The sequence below is a fragment of the Microbacterium sp. IO18 genome, from assembly GCF_049099505.1.
Classification (GTDB): Bacteria; Actinomycetota; Actinomycetes; order Actinomycetales; family Microbacteriaceae; genus Microbacterium; species Microbacterium aurugineum.
Map to the genome: position 1 here is coordinate 842,546 of NZ_JBMJAF010000001.1, position 18,417 is coordinate 860,962.

Sequence of the window (18,417 nt, forward strand, 5' to 3'; positions counted from 1 at the left end):
CCGATCGTCAGCTCAGCAGCTTCTGCTTCGCCGCGACGAACTCCTCCGGCGAGAGGACGCCCGAGTCCTTGAGCGCCGCCAGCTGCTGCAGCTTCGCGACCATGTCGTCGGGCGCCGCTGCCGCCGGGGGTGCCGCTGCTGCAGGTGCAGCGGCGTACTGTGCGGCGGCGTTCTGCGCAGCCGCATCGATCTGCGCCTGCTGCTGGGCGGCTTCGTACTGCTGCTGCTCGTACTGTCCCTGAGCCCGCTGCTGCTGGTTCCGAGACATGGCACCGCCCACGGCCGACGCCGTTCCTGCCACGACGGCTGTCCTTGCTGCCAGCCCGATCAGTCCGGGGCGGCCGAATCTTCTCATTGGCATGTCACTAACCTTCCTGGTCGAGGATGTCCATCATGGCGTTCACGACGGGAGCGGGGACGCGCTCGCTCCGGAGCACCTGCCCGCCTGCGGCCGCGAGGCTCTGCGCCAGAGCGCGGGCGAACGTGAGTTCCAGGACGACGACGGCGGCGGACTGTCCCGGATCGAGGGCTGCAGCGAGCGCCTCCACGTCTTCCTCACCGGCGAGGCCTGCGGCGATCGGCTGGAAGTCGTCCAGCCCGAGATCGCCGTCATCATCGTCGAGCTCAACGATCTCGACCTCACCGCTCGCCGACTTCGACAACACGACGAAGTCGAGCAACCGGACGACACCGCTGTCGATGAGGTCGGTCAGTGCTCGGAACGTCGCCGGGTCGGGACGCTCTCCTTCGAACCCGACGAGGTAGAACTCGGCGGGGCCGAATCGGAAGTCATTCATGGATTGTCCTTTCTCACGGTGACGAACCGGACCGTGCGCTCATGCTCGCATCGCTGTCGAGGCGGAGGTCCGCATTCTCACCCCAACCGGGTGAGCGCTCAGCCGTCCGGCGGCTCGGTCTGACTGTTCTGGCGCGGGATCCACACCTTGCGGACGATGATCAGGATCGACGCGGTCAGCGGGATCGCCACGAGCGCGCCGAGCAGTCCGAGGAGGGTGGCGCCGATCATCGCGCCGATGATCACGAGCACCCCGGGCACCGCGGCCGCCTTGCCCATGACACGAGGGGTGACGACGTACGCCTCCACCTGGATGTAGACGAGGTACGCGATCGCGAAGATCAGCGCGGCCAGCGGGCTGACGAACAGCGTCGCGACGCTGCCGATGACCAGGAAGACCAGAGACCCGATCATCGGGACCAGCGTGACGAAGAACGCGACGATCGCCATCACCGCGGGGATGGACGAGCCGACCGCGAACTGGATCACGAGCACGACCAGCGCGTTGATCACCGAGAGCGTCACGCCGCCGGCGACCACTCCCCCGACCGACTGCGTGATCTCTTCCAGCACCTCGGCGAATCGAGCCCGCCGGTACAGCGGGACCAGGGAGGCGACCGCGCCCTTGATGCTCTGCAACGAGGACACGAAGTACAGCGTGAGGACGACCACCATGATGAAGCTCGACACCGCTCCGATCACGCCGAAACCCGCTTTGAGCACCCCTCCGGAGATCGCGAGGAAGGAAGACAGCGTGGTGAGCGAGTGGATGCCCTCGGCGACGACGGCCGAGAGGTCGACACCGAGGTTCGCCTCCAGTGCCAGATACCACTCGCTCTGCTGCATCGCCGCGATGGTTTCGGGTGCCGCCTCGATCGCGGCGGAGATCTGTCGGATCGTCATCGGAACGAGGACGAGGAGGATCACGGCGACGACGGCCAGGAACACGGCGGCGACCACCGCGACACCCGCCGCACGGCTCATCCTCCGGCGTTCGAGAGCGCGCACCGCCGGATCGAGTCCGAGCGCGAGGAACATCCCCAAGAAGATCGAGATGAGAACGGTGGAGATGCCGGCGATCGTCGCTGCCAGGGCGATCGCGAGCAGGACCCCCACGGCGACGGTGAACCCCGACAGCAACGGCTTCGCCGGGAGCATGAGCTGCAGACGCGACAGGGGTCGACCGCTCTCCCGCTCCGTGTGCGTCACCGGCTTCGTCTCGTCCACACGGTGCACGTTACGCGCGAGGTTCCGACGGAGCCCCCACCGCCTCACCCGTTCCTGGTGACCGTGCGAGGGTCGCCCGCTAGGGGTGAGCGAGCTCCCCGCCCTCCCCGTCGCGCTGTCACTATCGCGGTACGCAGTAACTCAACGAAAGGGGTCCGAAGTGTCGATTTGGACAAGCTTCTGGGACATCATCTGGTGGTTCTTCTGGGTCTTCGTGTTCATCTCCTACCTGATGGTGCTCTTCAACATCGTGGCGGACCTGTTCCGGGACCACGCCCTGAACGGCTGGTGGAAGGCCGTCTGGATCATCTTCCTCATCTTCGTCCCCTTCCTGACGGCCCTCGTCTACATGATCGCGCGCGGCAGGGGCATGGGCGAACGCAGCGCTTCGGCATACAAGGAGCAGCAGCAGGCCGCCGACTCCTACATCCGCAGCGTCGCCGGTTCCAGTCCCAGCGATGAGATCGACAAAGCGTCGAAGCTCCTCGCCGCCGGCACCATCACCCCCGACGAGTTCGCTGCCATCAAGGCACGCGCACTGAGCTGAGATCGTGCCTGAGGCGGTCGGTGTGACCCTGGAGGCGCTCGGCGACGTCGAGTTCGTCGTCGTGCGCCTCGAGGACGGCCGCCTCAGCCCGAACATCCTGGAGGCTCTGCTTCGACAGGTGGAGAGCGGAGCCATCCGCCTTCTGGACTTCCTCATCCTCCATCGACTGCATGGAGACGATTGGCGGCTGATCGAGATCGACACCGACGAGTTTGCGCTCGCCGGCCTCGGACTCGACACCCCCGGCCTGATCGGCGACGACGATGCGCGGCACTTCGCCTCGCGCCTTCCCGTCGGCACCGTCGCGGCGCTGATGCTCATCGAGCCGACGTGGAGCGAGCGCTTCTCCCGCGACGTCGATCGACGAGGGGACAGCATCCTGGCGATGCAACCGATTCCAGCCGCGATAGCGAACACGGTTCTCGCCACGGCCCTGCAGCACCACTGAGCGTCCCGCGTTGCCGGGTGCGGGGGACTCAGACCGTGGTGCGTACGGCCTCGCGCCGCGAGGACACCCCGAGCTTGCGATAGATCGCCCGCTGGTGCGTCTTGACCGTGTTGATCGACACCGCCAGCTCTCGAGCGATCTCGTGCAGCGTCCGCGCGGTCTGCAGCTGTTGGAAGACATCCCGCTCCCGCTCCGAGAGCGTCTCCACCAGCGAACCGGCGGCATCGTTCGCGAGGCAGCGTCCGATGAAATCCTCGAACTGCGTGCCGAAGTGGACGTGTTCGCCCAGCAGTTTGCGCACCGCCGTCTCGCGAGGCCCGAAGGGAAGCCGGATGTTCTCGCCGGAGGCGACGGCGACCGCCGCCTCGCACAGATCGTGCGCCTCGTCGTGATGACCACCATGCCGGCGCAGCACCGCAGCCGTGATCAGTGTCGCCGACTTCACGTAGGAGATCTCGCTGAACTGCCGAAGCGAGCGCAGCATCTCCAGCGCCGCGGAGTATTCACCGGCCCGACGCAAGACCCCCGCGAGCGCGACGTTGACGACGGGGAGATCCGGGCACTGGATGTACTTCCTGGCGATCCGCATCGCCCGATCCTGACGCCCGACCGTCTCCTCCAGCAGCGCGACCGACGACTCCCGGAATGCCGGCCAGGAGATGCCGTGGATCACCTCGAGGGGAATGTCCTGGATGCCGATCGCCGCGCGACGGCACGCAGCGACGTCGCCCGTCTCCGCCGCCGCGTAGGCGGTCATCATGCGCGCGACGCTCGTGAAGGATCGGTCTGAGCCCCCGTTGGCGATCACCGTGCCGAACGCCCGGATCGCCTCGGCGATCTCGCCCGACCAGTACGCGACATAGCCCGAGGCCGTCGCTGCGCTCCCTCCGGCGTACGTGCTCCAGGGAAGGGTGGCGTCCTCGACGTCGTACGCGGCGGCGAGGGACACCCGTGCGTCGGTGAAACGACCGGCCCACGTCTGACCGAAGGCGAGATGCCCGAGCGAACGCTTCGCCAGTTCGCGGTCCCCGGAGGTCTGCGCCTCCCTGGCGGCGACCGAGAAGTACTCCAACGGAATCATCGGGTTGCCGCGATGACGAATCTCGGTCCAGCCGAGGAGATAGTTGAGCGCCGCGCGATCCCCGAGTTCGGTCGAATCCCCCTCGAGGAGCATCCGGCGCACTCTGGCGCTCGCCTCAGCGACCTCGGTGCGTTCATCCGCGATGAACAGCCGGGCGATGAGCAGGACCGGGGGTTCCGCTCCCTCGCACGTCCGGGCCACCGTCGCCTCGGCGCGGCGGAACAGCTCGCGCGCCACACGATGGTCGCCCAACACGTCACTCGCGCAGGCGCGGACGAGGAGGACCTGCGCGTCGTCGGGGGTTCGATGCAGCATCTCCACCGCCGTGCGCTCGACCTCGGCGGCACTCGTCCCCACGACGAGACCGAGCCAATGGCGCAGCAACGTGTCTCTCGCGGTCACGGACTCCCCTGCGCGGAGCGAATGCGCGATCGACGCGATGGGATCAGTCGCCTCGAGCGCGCTCGCCGCACGACGATGGCAGGCGGCGGCGCGTACGGCATCGAGCCGCACGATCTCCGCGCACTGTCGTGCGAACGAGGCGTGCCAGCGGTACACGACCCCGTGCGAACCGTCGAACCGGTCGAGGAAGAGCCCGAGGCGCACGCACGTCTCGAGGAGTTCGGCCGCGTCGGGACGCTCCGTGACCGCAGTGGCCAGCTCCGGGGTGAGCTCGCCGCAGACGCTCGCGTCGAGCACGAAGTCGGCCACGCCCGGGGGCAATGCGCCGAGCACATGTTCGCGGACGTAGGCGCCGAGAAAACCCGAAGCGCTCTGCGCCACGGAGTCCGGTCGAGCCCCACCGATCATCATCAGGCGGACCGCTATGGGCCAACCCCTGGTCTCCTCGAAGATCGTGTCGGCGGCGAGACCGTTCGCCGCCGACGCCTGCAGACGCTCCACCTCCGGCGCCGTGAAGCTGAGGATCTCCACGCCCACGAAGGCGTCCGGATGCGTGATCCGATGCCGGGAGAGCGTGACCTCGAGCAGTGTCGTGCCGACGAGGACGATCCGCAGGTTGTCCGGAGCCTGCTCCGCAAGCATGCCGAGGAGACCCCGACGCCAGTCCTCCCCCGCGCGCTGCGCGTCGTCGATGATCAGGTGCACGCGGTCATCGACGCCCTCAAGGGCGCTGCAGATCTCCTGGTAGGCGTGACTCGGGTCGTCCAGGTCCCGAGACAGGGCCAGCGACCGCCCGGCTCTCTCGGCCCCGACCAGGAGGGCGTGCACGACTCCCTGGGTCAGCCGCGACGGATCGCAGTCGAACGAGCTGAGCCCCAACCAGGCGACCTGCTCGAGCCCGGAAGCCCAGTCAGCGACGGCAGTGGTCTTGCCGAATCCGCTGGGGGCACTGACCACGACCAGCGAGTCCACCGCCGCTGCCGCCTCGAGCGCGTCGCTCACGCGTTCGCGACGGATGGCGCCTGGTTGCGGTGCCGGCGGTCGGAAACGCACCGTCGGTCCCGGCGTCGTCGAGCGTACGGGGGGCGACATGGCACCAAGGTACTGGCGTATCGGTTAGCCCTTCAAGGTGACTTTCGTCGAGTTCCGCCGTCCGAAGCCTCTCGCTCCGCGTCGCGCTTGAGCGCATCGGCCGTGCGGATGAAGAGGATGATCCAGCTGAAGACGACCGTCCCCGCCACCAGCTCGACCGCGGTGAGCGTGTAGTAGCCGACGGCGAAGAACACCGAGAGCAGCAGGATCAGCAGGATGAACACGTAGCCGAGGATGACGAACGTGCGGGAGACACCGGGGATCCATCGCCGGATGGCGACCACGAGCACGGCGTACGCGACGACCATGCCCGAGGCCACGCCCGTGTGCAGCGCGAAGTGCTGATCGACGGGGAACACGCCGACGAGGCCGAGGAAGATTCCCACGATGACGAGGCACGTCCGCACGGCGACCACTCCGCGTGGGTGCGTGGTCGGGATGCCCCGCGTGGCGTAGCGGGCCAGCGTCGTCACGAGGACGCCGGCGACGATCAACGTCAGATTGAAGGCGCGCGCCGAAAGATCGTCGGTCATGCCGAGGGCACTCAGATTCTCCTTCCACCACTGCGGATCGCTCGCGGTGAGCATGCTCGCGAGGATTCCGAGCACGAGGAACACGGCGAGCACCGTCGCCAACAGCTGCAGATCGAGGTGGGTCGCGGAGTAGTAGGTCACGTACGCGGTGAGCGCCGCGGCGGCTCCGGCCAGCATCAGCACGGGTATCGGATACACCACGGCTCCCAGGAGCCCCTGCTCCATGATCGTCGCCGCGAGCGTCCATCCGAGCATCGCGATGATGGCGTGGGCGAACGCGAAAGCCGCGATGTCGATGATGTCGAGCACGCCGAGCCGCTTCTCCCGCGCGGGATCGGCGGCGATGATCCGCCCCAGCACGAAGACGACGATCGCCGTGACCGCCGACATCAGTGCGACGAACTGGCCGAGCGAGTCGGGGCCGGAGATGGCGGCTGCGCGCAGACCGAAGACGGGGAGGGCGACGAGTGCCGCGAGGGTGAAGGCGAAGATCGAGATCTGGAGCCCGATGGCCTCCCGCGCACGCTCCCTCGTCGCTCCGCGCGAGCGTGCGGCCGTCAGCAGATCCGGCGTCGGCGGAGTCGTGGACATGGGCCCAGTGTCCTGGCGGTCGCACGCCACCGCACCGCCGGGCTCACCCGCGCGGGGTGACCGCGGCGCACGCGCTGCGACCGGGTCGGCGCATCCTTGTCGCATGAGGCGGACGACCAGGACGAGCCCGAAGGAGCCGCGATCGTGACCTGGGAGGACCTGTTCCCCGACGGTCTCTCCGCCCTGCAGATCGGGCTGGCGGTGCTGTCGGTGCTCGTCGGGTGGCTGCTGTCGCGGTTCGCGCGCAAAGGCGTTCTGAAGCTCACCACCCGGACACCCGGCATCTCGGACTCCGTGGCGCAGCTCGCCGCGCGATTCACCCAGTACGCACTGCTCCTGGTCGGCATCGGGGTCGGCCTGGCCTTCCTCGGCGCGAACGTGCAGCCGCTGCTGGCGATGACGGCCATCGCGGTCGTCGTCCTGATCCTGGTCCTGCGAGGTGTCGCGGACAACTTCGCGGCGGGCGTCCTGATCCAGTCCCGCCAGTCGGTGAAGATCGGCGAGGAGATCGCGATCGACGGCCCGGACGGGAAGATCCGCGGCAAGGTGCAGGAGCTCAACGGACGCGCGGTGATCCTCACCACGGTGGACGGACGCACGGTGCACGTGCCGAATGCCGCGCTGCTCACCGGCGTGCTCGTGAACAACTCCCGACACGGGGCGCGTCGAAGCGCGCTGGAGGTCAGGATCGCGCGGTCCGACGACCTCGACCTGGACGAGGTGATCGGGATCATCACCGACGCGGCGGCCACCGTCGACGGTGTGCACACACGCGAGCGCCCGGGGGTGCGCATCAGCTCAGTCTCCCCGACCCGATGGATGCTGGAACTCCAGGTCTGGCATCACCCCCTGCACGGCGCCACCGTCGTCTCCGACACCGTGCGCGCAGTCGCCGAGGCACTGGAAGCGGCCGGCCTGCGCAGCGTGGTGACACCGGAGCAGAGCACGCCGCCCCTCGTCCCTCCCGAGCCATACTGAGCGCCGGGTTCTGTCCGCGCTGCCATCCGCGAGGCGAGCGCGATCATCCGCGAGCGACGGCTACGCTGGCCGCGTGACCACCTCATCACCGCCCGGGGGCTCCGGCGATCGGATGCTCTCCCCCAGTCTTCGAGTGCTCCTGGTACTCGCGGCGAGCGTGGTCACGCTGGCGGGCGTGTACTTCGTGCGCGACATCTTCGGACCGCTGGCTCTCGCGATCGTGATCGTGATCATCTGCGAACCCCTCCGTCGCCCGCTCGACCGCCGCGGATGGCCACGGTGGGCGAGCACGACCGCCGTCATCGTCGTCGCCTACCTGATCCTCCTGGCGATGGGCGCCCTGCTCTGGCTCGCCGGTACGCAGTTCGCACGGCTGGTCGGCGATCTCGTCTCGGAGGGAGGCCTGGCGAACACCGCCGACGAGTTCATCGCCTGGCTGCAGGCCCTGGGCCTGGACGAGCAGGCCTCGGATGCGGCAGCCTCCGTGCTGGATCCCACCACTCTGCTCGGCCTCGTGCGCAGCATCGGCGGCACCGTGCTCAGCGTCGCGACCGCGCTGTTCTTCGTCTGCGCCTACATCATCTTCATGGCGGCCGACGCGGCACGATACCGGCAGGCGCCCGAACTCTTCGGCGCTTCGAAGGGTGCGGTGATCGCGCGCATCACCCACCTCAGTTCCGGAATCCGTCGCTACTACATCGTCAACGCCACCTTCGGGGCCATCGTCGCGATCATCGATGGCCTGGCCCTGTGGTGGATGGGTGTTCCCGCACCCGTCGTCTGGGCGATCCTCGCGTTCGTGACGAACTTCATCCCGAACATCGGATTCGTCCTCGGGCTCGTCCCCCCGGCGATCCTCGCGTACGCGGTCGGCGGCTGGCCGCTCCTCCTCGGTGTGGTCGTCGTGTACTGCGTCGTGAACGTGGTGCTCCAGGTTCTCGTGCAACCGAAGTTCGTCAGCGACGCGGTCGACCTCAGTCTCACGCTCAGCTTCTTCTCGGTGATCTTCTGGACGTTCATCATCGGGCCCCTCGGCGCGATCCTCTCGATCCCGCTCACCCTGCTGGCACGCGCACTGGTGCTCGAAGGCGATCCGGGGACCACCTGGGTGCGCTGGCTGTCCGGGGATCGCACCGCCGTGCCCGCGGTTTCCGAGCCGGAGCCGGCGCCCCAGCCCCGAGGCCGTCTGCGGCGACGGATTCGACGCAGCGTCTGACCTCCCGCGCCCCGATCCGCTCCGGCGGAGTATCACCCGGGGGAGGTTAGGCCCTGGTGGTCGCCGTCTTCCCGGACTGGGATGGTGGACGCGAACGCGCCCGACCGGGTGCGACGGAGGGAGGCGACGTGCAACGACCACTCACGGGGCTCACCGGGCGGAACTTCGTGACCGAGCTGACCGCGGGTGTGACGCTGCTCGCGATCGCCATCCCCCTGAACATCGGCTACGCGCAGATCGCCGGTCTCCCGCCGACCGCGGGGCTCTACGCCCTCGTGGTACCGACGATCGTGTATGCCCTGGTCGTCTCCTCACGCCAGCTCGTCGCGTCTCCGGATGCCGCGGCCGCCGCGCTCGTCGCCTCGTCGATCGGTGGTCTGGCCGCCGCGGGCAGCGCCGACTACGCCACCCTGGCACTCGCGCAGGCGATCATCTGCGGGGTGATGTTCGTGCTTCTGGCCGTGTTCAAGCTCGGCTTCCTGGCGAACTTCCTGTCGAAGCCGATCCTCGTCGGCTTCGTGGGCGGCCTCGCGCTCGACATCATGGTGAGCCAGGTGGCGAAGATGCTGGGCGTCAAGATCGACTCCGGGAAGGAGTTCACCGGCAAGATCGCCGATCTCGTGGGAGGCTTCACGACCCTCAACGGCTGGGCCGTCCTGATCTCCGTCTGCTCGGTGGCCGTCCTCCTGCTGGGGCGCCGCTTCCTGCGTGCGGTCCCGTGGGCGCTGATCGTGCTGGTCGTGACCACGCTCGTGGTCGTCCTGACCGGCCTCGATCAGCGAGGGGTGGATGTGCTCGGTGAAGTTCCCGCGGGGCCTCCGGTGCTGACCTGGCCCATGATCGACTGGTCGCTGTGGCTCGCGCTGGTGCCCTCCGCGATCGCGCTCACGCTGGTGACGACGGCGGAGGGGCTGCTCGTCTCCCGCTCCTATTCCGAGAAACACGGCTATCCGTTCCGCGCGAACCGTGACCTGTTCGCGTTCGGCATCTCCAACATCGCGGCGGGGGCGCAGGGCAGCTTCGCGGTGGGCTCCTCGACCTCCCGCACCGCGGCGATGGATCAGGCCGGATCCCGCACACAGTTCCCCGCTCTGATCCTCGCGGCGGGAACCCTGCTGCTCCTCCTGTTCGGCACGGCACTGTTGGCCGACATCCCCTCCCCCGCGATCGGCGCGATCGTGGGCGTGGCCATCATCCCGCTTCTCGGCGTGCGCGACTTCATCGATCTGTGGCGCAAGGATCGGTTCGAGTTCCTCATCGGGGCGACCTGCTTCCTCACCACGCTCTTCGTCGGTTCGATCGCAGGCATCCTGGTGGCCTTCGTGCTCGCGCTCATCAACCTCGCCAAGCGCGCCTCGCATCCGGCGATCGATGTCCTGGAATCCAGCGGCGACCCCGGCGAGTCCCTGCTCGAAGACGCCCCCGCGGGAAACGTCACCGCCCCGGGAGTGATCGTGATCCGTCTCGCGGCCCCCCTGTTCTTCGCGAACGGCGCCGTCTTCTCCACCGCGGTGAAGGAGGCGATCCGCTCGGCCGGAACGGACTCGGTCCACCACCTCGTCGTCGACATGGAGGCCGTGACCGATGTGGACGTCACCGGAGCGGAGTCCTTCACCGCGCTCAAGGAATGGCTCGCGTCGCAATCCATCTCGCTCGCGTACAGCCGAGTCCGCCCCAAGACGCTGCACCGTCTCACCAGCCTCGGATTGCTCGACGCGGAAGAGGTCTTCTCGACCAACCGCGCCGCGATCAGCCACCTGGCCCCGTCGTCGGCGGAGCCCACGTCCTCAAGGAAAGCAGGTCACTGATGGGCACCGTCATCGGAGAGATCCTCCCGCTCGCTCTCGGCGTGGCGATCAGCCCGATCCCGATCATCGCGGCGATCCTCATGCTGCTCTCGCCGAAGGCCCGCGTCACGAGTGTGGGCTTCCTGCTCGGGTGGGTGATCGGCATCGTCGTGGCGGTGACGGTCTTCACGCTGCTGTTCGCCATCCTCCCGGAGGAGGACCCGGACGCTTCCCGCCCGATCCGCGGCCTCGTGCAGCTCCTGCTCGGGGTGCTCCTCTTCGTGCTCGCGTTCGGACAGTGGCGCAAACGTCCGAAAGCGGGCGAAGAGGCGGCCCTGCCGAAGTGGATGAAGGCGATCGACACGATCACCTTCCCGGTCGCCTTCGGACTCGGCTTCCTGCTTTCTGCGGTCAATCCGAAGAATCTCATCATGGCGGCCGGTTCCGGCACCGACATCGGCGCTGCGGCTCTTCCCGTCGGCTCGACGGTCCTCGTGGTGACCGTCTACACGCTCATCGCGGCCTCGACGGTGCTCGTCCCGGTGATCGGCTACCTCATCGCGGCAGACCGGCTTCGAGCGCCTCTGAACGCCCTGCGCGGCTGGCTCGCCACCGAGAACGCGGTCATCATGGCGGTGCTCCTCCTGGTGATCGGGATGTCGATGGCCGGAAAGGGCATCGGCAGTTTCTGACCGATGTCCCGCACCAGGCGACCGTGAGACCGATGGTCAGCGTGGTTCGTCGGGTTCGGCAGGAGGCACGGCGTCGAGCGCGGCATCCGTGTGCGTCGCGGCGATCGACGCGATCCCGTCTCGTACGGAGACATGCACCCGCCCAGCGGCGGAGAGCCGCAGGAACCAGGGGGTGTGCTCCGCGACCGCCGTCGCCGGTTCCGGAAGCGCAGCCAGGTGCAGGGAGACACCGCGCTGCGCCAACTCGCGATCAAGGTCTTCGAGGGCGTCGAGCACCGTGATCGTCATGACTTCCTGCTGTCGCAGCCCGAGCACGAGCGCGCGGATGGGCTCTCTCTCTCGATCGACGAGCTCGAGCACGCGGCGCTCGTTGACCAGCGCGTTGGCGGTGTAGAGCCCCCGTTCGAGGTCGACGCCGAGCACCCCGTCGTTCCTGCCCACCACGCGCACCTTCGGCACGTTCAACTCGCGCAGCACGAGGATCAGGGTGACGACGACTCCGACCGCGACGGCCGGGAGGAGCCCTGCCGTGAGCCCGAGGACAGCGACGGACAGGGCGACCCAGAAGTCCACCCGACTGATCCGTGCCCACCGCACCAGCTCGGGGATGTCGATGAGACCTGCGACCGCCACGAAGACCATCGCCGCCAGGGTCGCCTCCGGCAACAGACTCAGCACGGGGCCGAGGAACAACGACACGAGGAGGGCGAGCACGACCGTCACCACCGTCGCCAGCTGCGACGTGGCGCCCGCACTCCGATTGACGGCGCTCTGCGAGAACCCGCCCGCCGCCGGCATGGTGCCGAAGAACGCGCCGACCGTGTTCGCCGCCCCGGTCGCGAGAAGCTCCTGGTCGCTGTCGACCTGACGATCGGTCGCCGCGCGGAGACTCCGAGCCACCGCTGCGGACTCGAGGAAGGCCATGACCGCGATGGCGAGCGCACCCGGGAGCAACACGGGGATCCGTGCGAGGTCGGGGATGCCGGGAACGGGGAGCCCGCTCGGGACGGGCGCGATCAGGCGGACGCCGAGCTCATCGATGCCCCCGAGCCCGACGAGGAGGATGCCGCCGACAACGACGACGAGTGTTCCGGGGATCTTCGGGGCGACGAGGTTCAGGACGAGCAGCGCGGCGATCGAGCCGACCGACAGGGCCAGTGTCGGCCAGTTCACGCTGTCGAGAGCGTTCCCGACGGCCGCGAGCGACCGGAAGAAGCCATGTCCGGAGAAGTCCTCGCTCTGGCCCAGCAGCGTGGGCAGTTGCCCGACGGCGACCGTTGCGCCGACGCCGATCTTGAGCCCCAGCACCGTGGCACCGCTGATGTTCTCCACGAGCGACCCGAGTCGACACAACCGAGCGAGGAGAAGGGTCACTCCGACGAGAAGCGTCAGCGTCATGAGAGAACCGATCGCGTCATCGGCGCCGGCGGCCACGCCCGCGGTGACGAGAGTCGTCGCGGTGAGAGTCGCGATCGTCGACGTCGTCGAGACGCTCATCGCCCGGCTGCCGCCGAGGAACGCATAGACGAGCATCGGCAGGATGCACGTGTACAGACCCACTTGGACGGGGAGATCGGCGATCGTCGCGTAGGCCATCGCTTGCGGGATCACGACAGCCCCCGCCGACAGCCCAGCGATGACGTCACGCGCGATCCAGCGGTGCCGGTAGCCGTCGAGCGTGCTGAAGAACCACGACGGTCTTCTCACTGCGCTCACCTGCTTCCGGCGGTCCGATGGCCCGAGCGTACTGCGACCGACCGTGGTCGACGCGAGGATCCTCACCCGCCGCGGGTGGGGCGACGCACGGCTCACGAGGCGGTCCGAGAGATTAAGTTGTGCACAACTGACTTGTGTGCAAGCATTACCGTATGGCCATGACCGATGAAATGGTGTGCTTCTCGCTGTACTCCGCTGCCCGCGCCACCACTCAGGCGTATCGGGCACTGCTCGCGCCCTGGGGACTCACCTACCCGCAGTACCTCGTGCTCGCGGCGCTGTGGCTCGACGGCGAGCAGACCATCGGATCGCTCGGCGAGGTGATGCGCCTCGACTCGGGCACGCTCTCGCCACTCGTGCGACGCCTCGAACAGGCCGGTCTCGTGGAGCGATCCCGCAGCCGGACCGATGAGCGTGTCGTGACGGTGCAGCTCACCGCGAGAGGGAACGAGCTTCGTGCGGAGGTGGCGCCCATCCATGCCGCCGTCGCCGAAGCCGCCGGTCTCCGCGACGACGATCACCGCCGCGCGCTCATCACCGAGCTGCGGGACATCACCGACCGACTCCAGCGGGTGACCGCCGGCCTCGCCACGTCCGTCGACACGGACGACCCTCGTTGAATTCACTCACACAGGAACGGAACCCCATGCGCGCACTCATCCACCAGACGTTCGGTGATCCCGAGCAGGTCCTCCGGATCGAAGACCGCCCCCTCCCGGAACCGGGCGCGGGCCAGGTCCGCCTCCGGACGGTGCTCTCCCCCATCCACAACCACGATCTGTGGACGGTCCGCGGCACCTACGGCTTCACGCCCGAGCTCCCCGCGGCGTCCGGCACCGAGGCGCTCGGCGTCGTCGACGCGATCGGGGACGGCGTCGACAACCTCGTCATCGGTCAGCGGGTCGCCACCGGCGGCACATTCGGCGCCTGGTCGGAGTACTTCCTCGCGAACGCGGCCGGCCTGATCGCGGTTCCCGATTCACTCTCGGACGAGAGCGCCGCGCAGCTCGTCTCGATGCCGTTCAGCACGATCGCCCTGCTGCGGTTCCTCGACGTGGAGCCGGGCCAGTGGATCGTGCAGAACGCGGCGAACGGCGCCGTCGGTCGAATGCTCGCGCAGCTCGGAGCCGCACGAGGCGTCCGCGTCCTCGGCCTCGTCCGCCGTGGGGCAGGAGTCGAGGAGCTGCGGGCGCAGGGCATCGACGATGTGGTCGCCACCGATCAGGATGACTGGCGCGAGCAGGTCGCGCACATCACCGGTGGAGCACCCATCGTCGCCGGCGTGGACTCGGTCGGCGGTTCCTCCGCGGGAGACGTCCTCTCGCTCCTCGCCGAGGGAGGCACTCTCGTCGCCTTCGGGGCGATGAACTCTCCGACCATGGAGATCGCTTCCTCCGACGTGATCTTCAAGCAGGCGACGGTGAAGGGCTTCTGGGGCAGCAAGGTGATCCCGCAGCTCGACCCGAGCGTGCGCGGCGAGCTGTTCGGTGAGCTGATCCAGCGGGTCGGCGACGGCAGCCTGACGCTTCCCGTGGCGGGAACCTTCGACGCGGGAGACATCCGCGCGGCGGTGCAGGCGAGCAACACCCCGGGGCGCGTCGGCAAGGTGCTGTTGCGCTTCTGATCCCGTGATCCGAGGGCGGGGCCGGCGATGTCGGTTCCCCGAGGCAGAGTGTGGCCATGGAGATCACCCTCATGCAGCCCGAAGGGCTCGTCGCCAGCCCCGCCTTCAGTCACGTCGCCGTCGTGCCGCCAGGTGCGACCACGATCTACGTCGGTGGCCAGAACGGTGTGGATACGACCGGCGCGATCGTATCCACACATGCCGCGGAGCAGTCTCTCCGCGCCGTCGAGAACGCCCGCATCGCCCTCGAGTCGGCGGGCGCCGGACTCGCCGACGTCATCAGCTGGACCGTGCTGATCCGTCAGGATGCGGATCTCCGCGCGGCCTACGGCGCCGTCGCGTCGAGGCTCGCCAGAGACGGCGCCCCGCCCCTGGTCACCGCGGCCCTCGTCGCGGGCCTCGGTGTCCCCGGGGCTCTCATCGAGGTCAGCGCGGTCGCCGCAGTCATCCGCGACTGACCCGGAGATCCTCGATCGGAGCCGCCGTACCCGGAGGAGGAGTCAGATCCTTCCGCGGACCGGCGTGCGCCCGGTGCCGTCCGCGGCATCGGGCATCGTCATCTCCGCGCGCACACCGAGAAGACGGACCTCGCGCTCGGCGTCGAGGGTCGCCGCCAGCGCGAGAGCCGCCGCCACGAACTCCTCACGATCCTCGGTCGCACCCGGCAGCTTCCGACCGAGCGTCTTCGTCTCGAAGGGCGCGTAACGAACCTTCAGATGCACACGCACGACCGGCCTGCCCTCGGCGGTGCAGTCATCGAAAGCCTGGACGGCGAGCTCGCGAACGGCCCGCTCGATCTGGTCCGGTGTCGTGAGGTTCTGCTGGTAGGTCGTTTCCCGGCTGTGGCTGCGAGCGACCCACGGCGTGTCATCGACGACGGCAGGCCCCTGACCGGATCCGAGTCCGTGATACCAGACCCCCATCCGCGGGCCGAACTCCTCGACGAGAATCGCCTCCTCGGCGTCCGCGAGTTCCCGGACGGTCGAGATGCCATGTGCAGCCAGACGCTTCTGCACCTTCGAGCCGACGCCCCAGAGATCACGTGTCGGTTTGTCGCCCATGACGTCGAACCAGTTCGCTTCGGTGAGCCGGAAGACCCCGCGGGGTTTGCCGAACTCCGTCGCGATCTTGGCCCGCACCTTGTTGTCGCCGATGCCGACCGAGCAGTGCAGCTCCGTCGCCTCACCCACAGCCTCCTGTGCAGCCCGCGCCACGCTCTCGGGGTCGTCCGTACTCACACCGAGGAAGCACTCGTCCCATCCGACGACCTCCACCACGACCTCCGGCAGCGCACGAAGCGCAGCCATCACGTCCGCGGAGGCGATCTCGTACGCCTGGTGATCGACCGGGAGGAACACGGCGTCCTCTGGGGCCTTGCGTGCCGCGATCTTCAGCGGCATCCCCGAGCCGATGCCGAAGGCGCGTGCTTCGTACGACGCGGTCGACACGACGGCTCGCTCGGTGGGATCCCCCCGTCCGCCCACGATCACCGGGCGTCCGGCGAGCTCGGGCCGCCGCAGCACCTCGACCGCGGCGATGAACTGATCCATGTCCACGTGCAGCACCCAGTCGGCCATGACACGAGTGTGCCGGGTGAGAGAGCGTCTGTCACCCCGTTCCCGGGCGACCCCGGGAACGCGTCAGGAGATCGAGACGCTGATCGCAGTCACGATCACGGCGAGCAGAGGTAGCGCCCCCTGCATCGTCGCGGCGCGAGCCTTCGTGCGGTCCGCGAGCACCAGGACGAGTGCGGCGGCGAGCATCATGGCCGTGCCCGCGAACACCAGGGTCAGACCGACCGTCTCGGCTCCCACGATCACGAGACCGATGCCGAGCAACGTCGTCAGCGCCAGGAAGAGGTTGTAGAACCCCTGGTTGAAGGCGAGCTGCTTCATCGTGACGGCGTCCGCCTCGCTGGCGACGCCGAAGATCTTCCTGGTCTCGGGTTCGGTCCACCTCAGCGACTCGAGCGCGAAGATGAACACATGGAACGCAGCGGCAGCTGCGGCGAGGACGAGACCGACGATGAGCATGGGCTGATTCTCTCGTCCGAGAGCTCACCCGGCAAGCCCGCGAGGTCTCCGCGCGTGCTCAGACCAGGAAGACCGGAAGCAGCCCCGGGTTGTGCGCGTGGACGAGCACCGCGAACACGACGGCGTCGAACAGCAGATGCACGGTGACCACGTACGCGAGCGAATGGGTGCGCAGGAAGATGTATCCCTGCAGGAGCGCGAACGGGATCGTGAGCAGCGGACCCCACTCCCGGTACCCCAGCTCCCACAGGAACGAGACGAACACGACGGCCTGGAGCAGGTTCGCGATCACGTTCGGGAAATGGCGACGGAGCAGGGCGAACACCGTGCAGATGAAGAACAGTTCGTCCCAGATGCCGACGGCACCCACTCCGACGAAGAGCCGCGCGATGAGGTCGGGAGTGTCGACCACGGGCCAGTTCTGGTAGACACCGCTCGTGATGAAGTAGAAGGGGAGGATCAGCCAGCCGAGGACGAGCACCGCCACCAGCCATCCCCATTGGAGCCTCCCCCAGCGACGATGGGTCCGCCACGGGAAACTGATCGCACGATCGCGGTACACGAAACGCGAGATGACGTAGGGCACGGCCACCGCGCCGCCGAGAGCCAGCGTGAACCGCAGCATCGCGAGGTTGTCCAACTCGGCGGCCAACGGGATGATGCTGACGATCAGCAGACCGACCGCGATCAGGGAGAGGTCGCGGACGAGCGACGGGGGGCGTTGCTCTCCCCCGCTGACGATCCGGCTCTCGGACGGCCGACGGCGTTCGATCACCCAGGCGGCACCGAGGCCCAGAGCGAGCAGCACCCAGCCGAGCCACGGGATCTCGGCCACGAAGAAGGCAGGAGCCGCGGCGCAGACGAGCCCCGCGGGAACGATACCGGGCCACGTCGCCGCCGCGGTCCGCGCCTCGGTCATGGCCGGGTCCGGCGCCGGTAGACGAGATCGCGGATATCGCGCCCTTTGGCGATGCCTTTGCGCTCGAAGGCGGTCATGACGCGACCGTCGAAACGCTCGGCCCACTCGCCGTCGAACGCGCGCTCGAACAGGGGTTCGGCATCGAGCACCTCGCGCATCTGCAGCGCGTAGTCCTCCCAGTCGGTCGCAAGCCGCAGCAGGCCGCCATCACGCAGCGCTCTCGCCGCGGTGTCACCAAAGCCCGGCCGCACGAGCCGACGCTTGGTGTGCCGCTTCTTGTGCCAGGGGTCAGGGAAGAAGATCCACACCTCTCGTGCCGCACCCTCGGGCAGGTACGACGACAGCACCTCGGGCGCGTTCGCCTCGACGACACGGAGATTGCGCGCGCCCTCACGGTCGGCATCGAGCATGGTCCGGGCGAGCCCCGCGCGGAACACCTCGACGGCGAGGAAGTCATCCTGCGGGCGCGACGACGCCGCTGCGACGATCGCGTGCCCTTGCCCTGAGCCGATCTCGACGTACAGGTCGGACTCGCGACCGTACTCCGCCGCAGGATCGAGGCGTGCCTCCGGGTGCACCGAGGTCCAGGCGACGTCGCGCGGGACGTCGAGCAGGTAGTGCGGGCCGAGCTCGGTGAAGGCGCGCTCCTGCGCCTCGGACATCCGACCGCTGCGGCGTACGAACGACACCGGTTCGTCTCGGAAGGTACGGGGTTCGGGCATGATTCCAGGGTAG

The 18,417-nt window shown here is 68.4% G+C and carries 19 protein-coding genes; 9 read left to right on the top strand and 10 right to left on the bottom strand.

Going from position 1 to position 18,417, the window contains the following annotated elements; all coding sequences use genetic code 11:
- Positions 1–7: 7 nt before the first annotated feature.
- The 3 genes from ACLF6J_RS04150 to ACLF6J_RS04160 all read right to left on the bottom strand — a co-directional run bounded on the left by ACLF6J_RS04150 (position 8) and on the right by ACLF6J_RS04160 (position 2,023).
- Positions 8–361, bottom strand: coding sequence for an SHOCT domain-containing protein (locus tag ACLF6J_RS04150; protein ID WP_134353513.1), 354 nt, complete (start codon positions 359–361; stop codon positions 8–10).
- Positions 362–365: 4 nt separating this feature from the next.
- On the bottom strand, positions 366–797 hold the full coding sequence (locus ACLF6J_RS04155; RefSeq protein WP_131492168.1) for a DUF6325 family protein: 432 nt from the start codon (positions 795–797) through the stop codon (positions 366–368).
- A 98-nt stretch (positions 798–895) separates the two neighbouring features.
- A complete protein-coding gene (locus ACLF6J_RS04160) occupies positions 896–2,023 on the bottom strand; it encodes an AI-2E family transporter (protein WP_134353512.1) in 1,128 nt (375 codons plus the stop codon).
- A gap of 160 nt (positions 2,024–2,183) precedes the next feature.
- On the opposite strand from ACLF6J_RS04160, the gene ACLF6J_RS04165 reads away from it, so the two are divergent.
- Together ACLF6J_RS04165 and ACLF6J_RS04170 are read left to right on the top strand one after the other, a co-directional pair.
- Positions 2,184–2,570 carry an SHOCT domain-containing protein gene (locus ACLF6J_RS04165; protein WP_134353511.1) on the top strand — a complete coding sequence of 129 codons (387 nt, stop codon included), beginning with the start codon at positions 2,184–2,186 and terminating at the stop codon, positions 2,568–2,570.
- A 4-nt stretch (positions 2,571–2,574) separates the two neighbouring features.
- The gene (locus ACLF6J_RS04170; protein ID WP_131492170.1) at positions 2,575–3,018 is read left to right on the top strand and encodes a DUF6325 family protein; all 444 of its coding nucleotides are present in this window, start codon (positions 2,575–2,577) and stop codon (positions 3,016–3,018) included.
- Positions 3,019–3,046: 28 nt separating this feature from the next.
- Here ACLF6J_RS04170 and ACLF6J_RS04175 read toward each other — a convergent pair whose 3' ends face one another.
- Both ACLF6J_RS04175 and ACLF6J_RS04180 read right to left on the bottom strand, forming a co-directional pair.
- Positions 3,047–5,593, bottom strand: coding sequence for a LuxR C-terminal-related transcriptional regulator (locus ACLF6J_RS04175; protein ID WP_421076829.1), 2,547 nt, complete (start codon positions 5,591–5,593; stop codon positions 3,047–3,049).
- Between the two features lie 32 nt (positions 5,594–5,625).
- Positions 5,626–6,717 carry a DUF998 domain-containing protein gene (locus tag ACLF6J_RS04180; RefSeq protein ID WP_166804719.1) on the bottom strand — a complete coding sequence of 364 codons (1,092 nt, stop codon included), beginning with the start codon at positions 6,715–6,717 and terminating at the stop codon, positions 5,626–5,628.
- 144 nt (positions 6,718–6,861) lie between these two features.
- On the opposite strand from ACLF6J_RS04180, the gene ACLF6J_RS04185 reads away from it, so the two are divergent.
- The 4 genes from ACLF6J_RS04185 (at position 6,862) to ACLF6J_RS04200 (ending at position 11,390) form a co-directional block, all read left to right on the top strand.
- Positions 6,862–7,695: a mechanosensitive ion channel family protein gene (locus tag ACLF6J_RS04185; RefSeq protein WP_166804718.1), complete on the top strand. Its 834-nt coding sequence runs from the start codon at positions 6,862–6,864 to the stop codon at positions 7,693–7,695.
- A 73-nt stretch (positions 7,696–7,768) separates the two neighbouring features.
- Positions 7,769–8,911: an AI-2E family transporter gene (locus tag ACLF6J_RS04190; protein WP_244093634.1), complete on the top strand. Its 1,143-nt coding sequence runs from the start codon at positions 7,769–7,771 to the stop codon at positions 8,909–8,911.
- A gap of 128 nt (positions 8,912–9,039) precedes the next feature.
- Positions 9,040–10,719, top strand: coding sequence for a SulP family inorganic anion transporter (locus ACLF6J_RS04195; RefSeq protein ID WP_421076830.1), 1,680 nt, complete (start codon positions 9,040–9,042; stop codon positions 10,717–10,719).
- Positions 10,719–11,390 carry a GAP family protein gene (locus ACLF6J_RS04200; RefSeq protein ID WP_134353506.1) on the top strand — a complete coding sequence of 224 codons (672 nt, stop codon included), beginning with the start codon at positions 10,719–10,721 and terminating at the stop codon, positions 11,388–11,390. The genes ACLF6J_RS04195 and ACLF6J_RS04200 overlap by 1 nt, the downstream gene beginning before the upstream one ends.
- 36 nt (positions 11,391–11,426) lie before the next feature.
- On the opposite strand, the gene ACLF6J_RS04205 is transcribed toward ACLF6J_RS04200, so the two are convergent.
- Positions 11,427–13,097, bottom strand: a complete 1,671-nt coding sequence (locus ACLF6J_RS04205) for a SulP family inorganic anion transporter (RefSeq protein ID WP_244093632.1) — start codon at positions 13,095–13,097, stop codon at positions 11,427–11,429.
- 167 nt (positions 13,098–13,264) lie between these two features.
- Between ACLF6J_RS04205 and ACLF6J_RS04210 the strand changes: the two genes are divergently transcribed.
- The 3 genes from ACLF6J_RS04210 to ACLF6J_RS04220 are packed head-to-tail and all read left to right on the top strand — an operon-like array spanning position 13,265 to position 15,188.
- Positions 13,265–13,726 carry a MarR family winged helix-turn-helix transcriptional regulator gene (locus ACLF6J_RS04210; protein ID WP_372492641.1) on the top strand — a complete coding sequence of 154 codons (462 nt, stop codon included), beginning with the start codon at positions 13,265–13,267 and terminating at the stop codon, positions 13,724–13,726.
- A gap of 26 nt (positions 13,727–13,752) precedes the next feature.
- A complete protein-coding gene (locus ACLF6J_RS04215; RefSeq protein ID WP_134353504.1) occupies positions 13,753–14,730 on the top strand; it encodes a zinc-binding dehydrogenase in 978 nt (325 codons plus the stop codon).
- Between the two features lie 56 nt (positions 14,731–14,786).
- Entirely contained in the window at positions 14,787–15,188 is a 402-nt protein-coding gene (locus ACLF6J_RS04220) for a RidA family protein (RefSeq protein ID WP_134353503.1), read from the top strand.
- Positions 15,189–15,230: 42 nt separating this feature from the next.
- On the opposite strand, the gene ACLF6J_RS04225 is transcribed toward ACLF6J_RS04220, so the two are convergent.
- The 4 genes from ACLF6J_RS04225 to trmB form a co-directional block, all read right to left on the bottom strand.
- The gene (locus ACLF6J_RS04225; protein WP_208526532.1) at positions 15,231–16,307 is read right to left on the bottom strand and encodes a DNA polymerase IV; all 1,077 of its coding nucleotides are present in this window, start codon (positions 16,305–16,307) and stop codon (positions 15,231–15,233) included.
- Between the two features lie 63 nt (positions 16,308–16,370).
- Positions 16,371–16,763 carry a DUF1304 domain-containing protein gene (locus tag ACLF6J_RS04230; RefSeq protein WP_421076831.1) on the bottom strand — a complete coding sequence of 131 codons (393 nt, stop codon included), beginning with the start codon at positions 16,761–16,763 and terminating at the stop codon, positions 16,371–16,373.
- A 58-nt stretch (positions 16,764–16,821) separates the two neighbouring features.
- On the bottom strand, positions 16,822–17,682 hold the full coding sequence (locus ACLF6J_RS04235; RefSeq protein WP_134353502.1) for a CPBP family intramembrane glutamic endopeptidase: 861 nt from the start codon (positions 17,680–17,682) through the stop codon (positions 16,822–16,824).
- Positions 17,679–18,404, bottom strand: a complete 726-nt coding sequence (gene trmB, locus ACLF6J_RS04240; protein ID WP_131492179.1) for a tRNA (guanosine(46)-N7)-methyltransferase TrmB — start codon at positions 18,402–18,404, stop codon at positions 17,679–17,681. Before trmB ends, ACLF6J_RS04235 begins: the two co-directional genes overlap by 4 nt.
- Positions 18,405–18,417 lie beyond the last annotated feature (13 nt).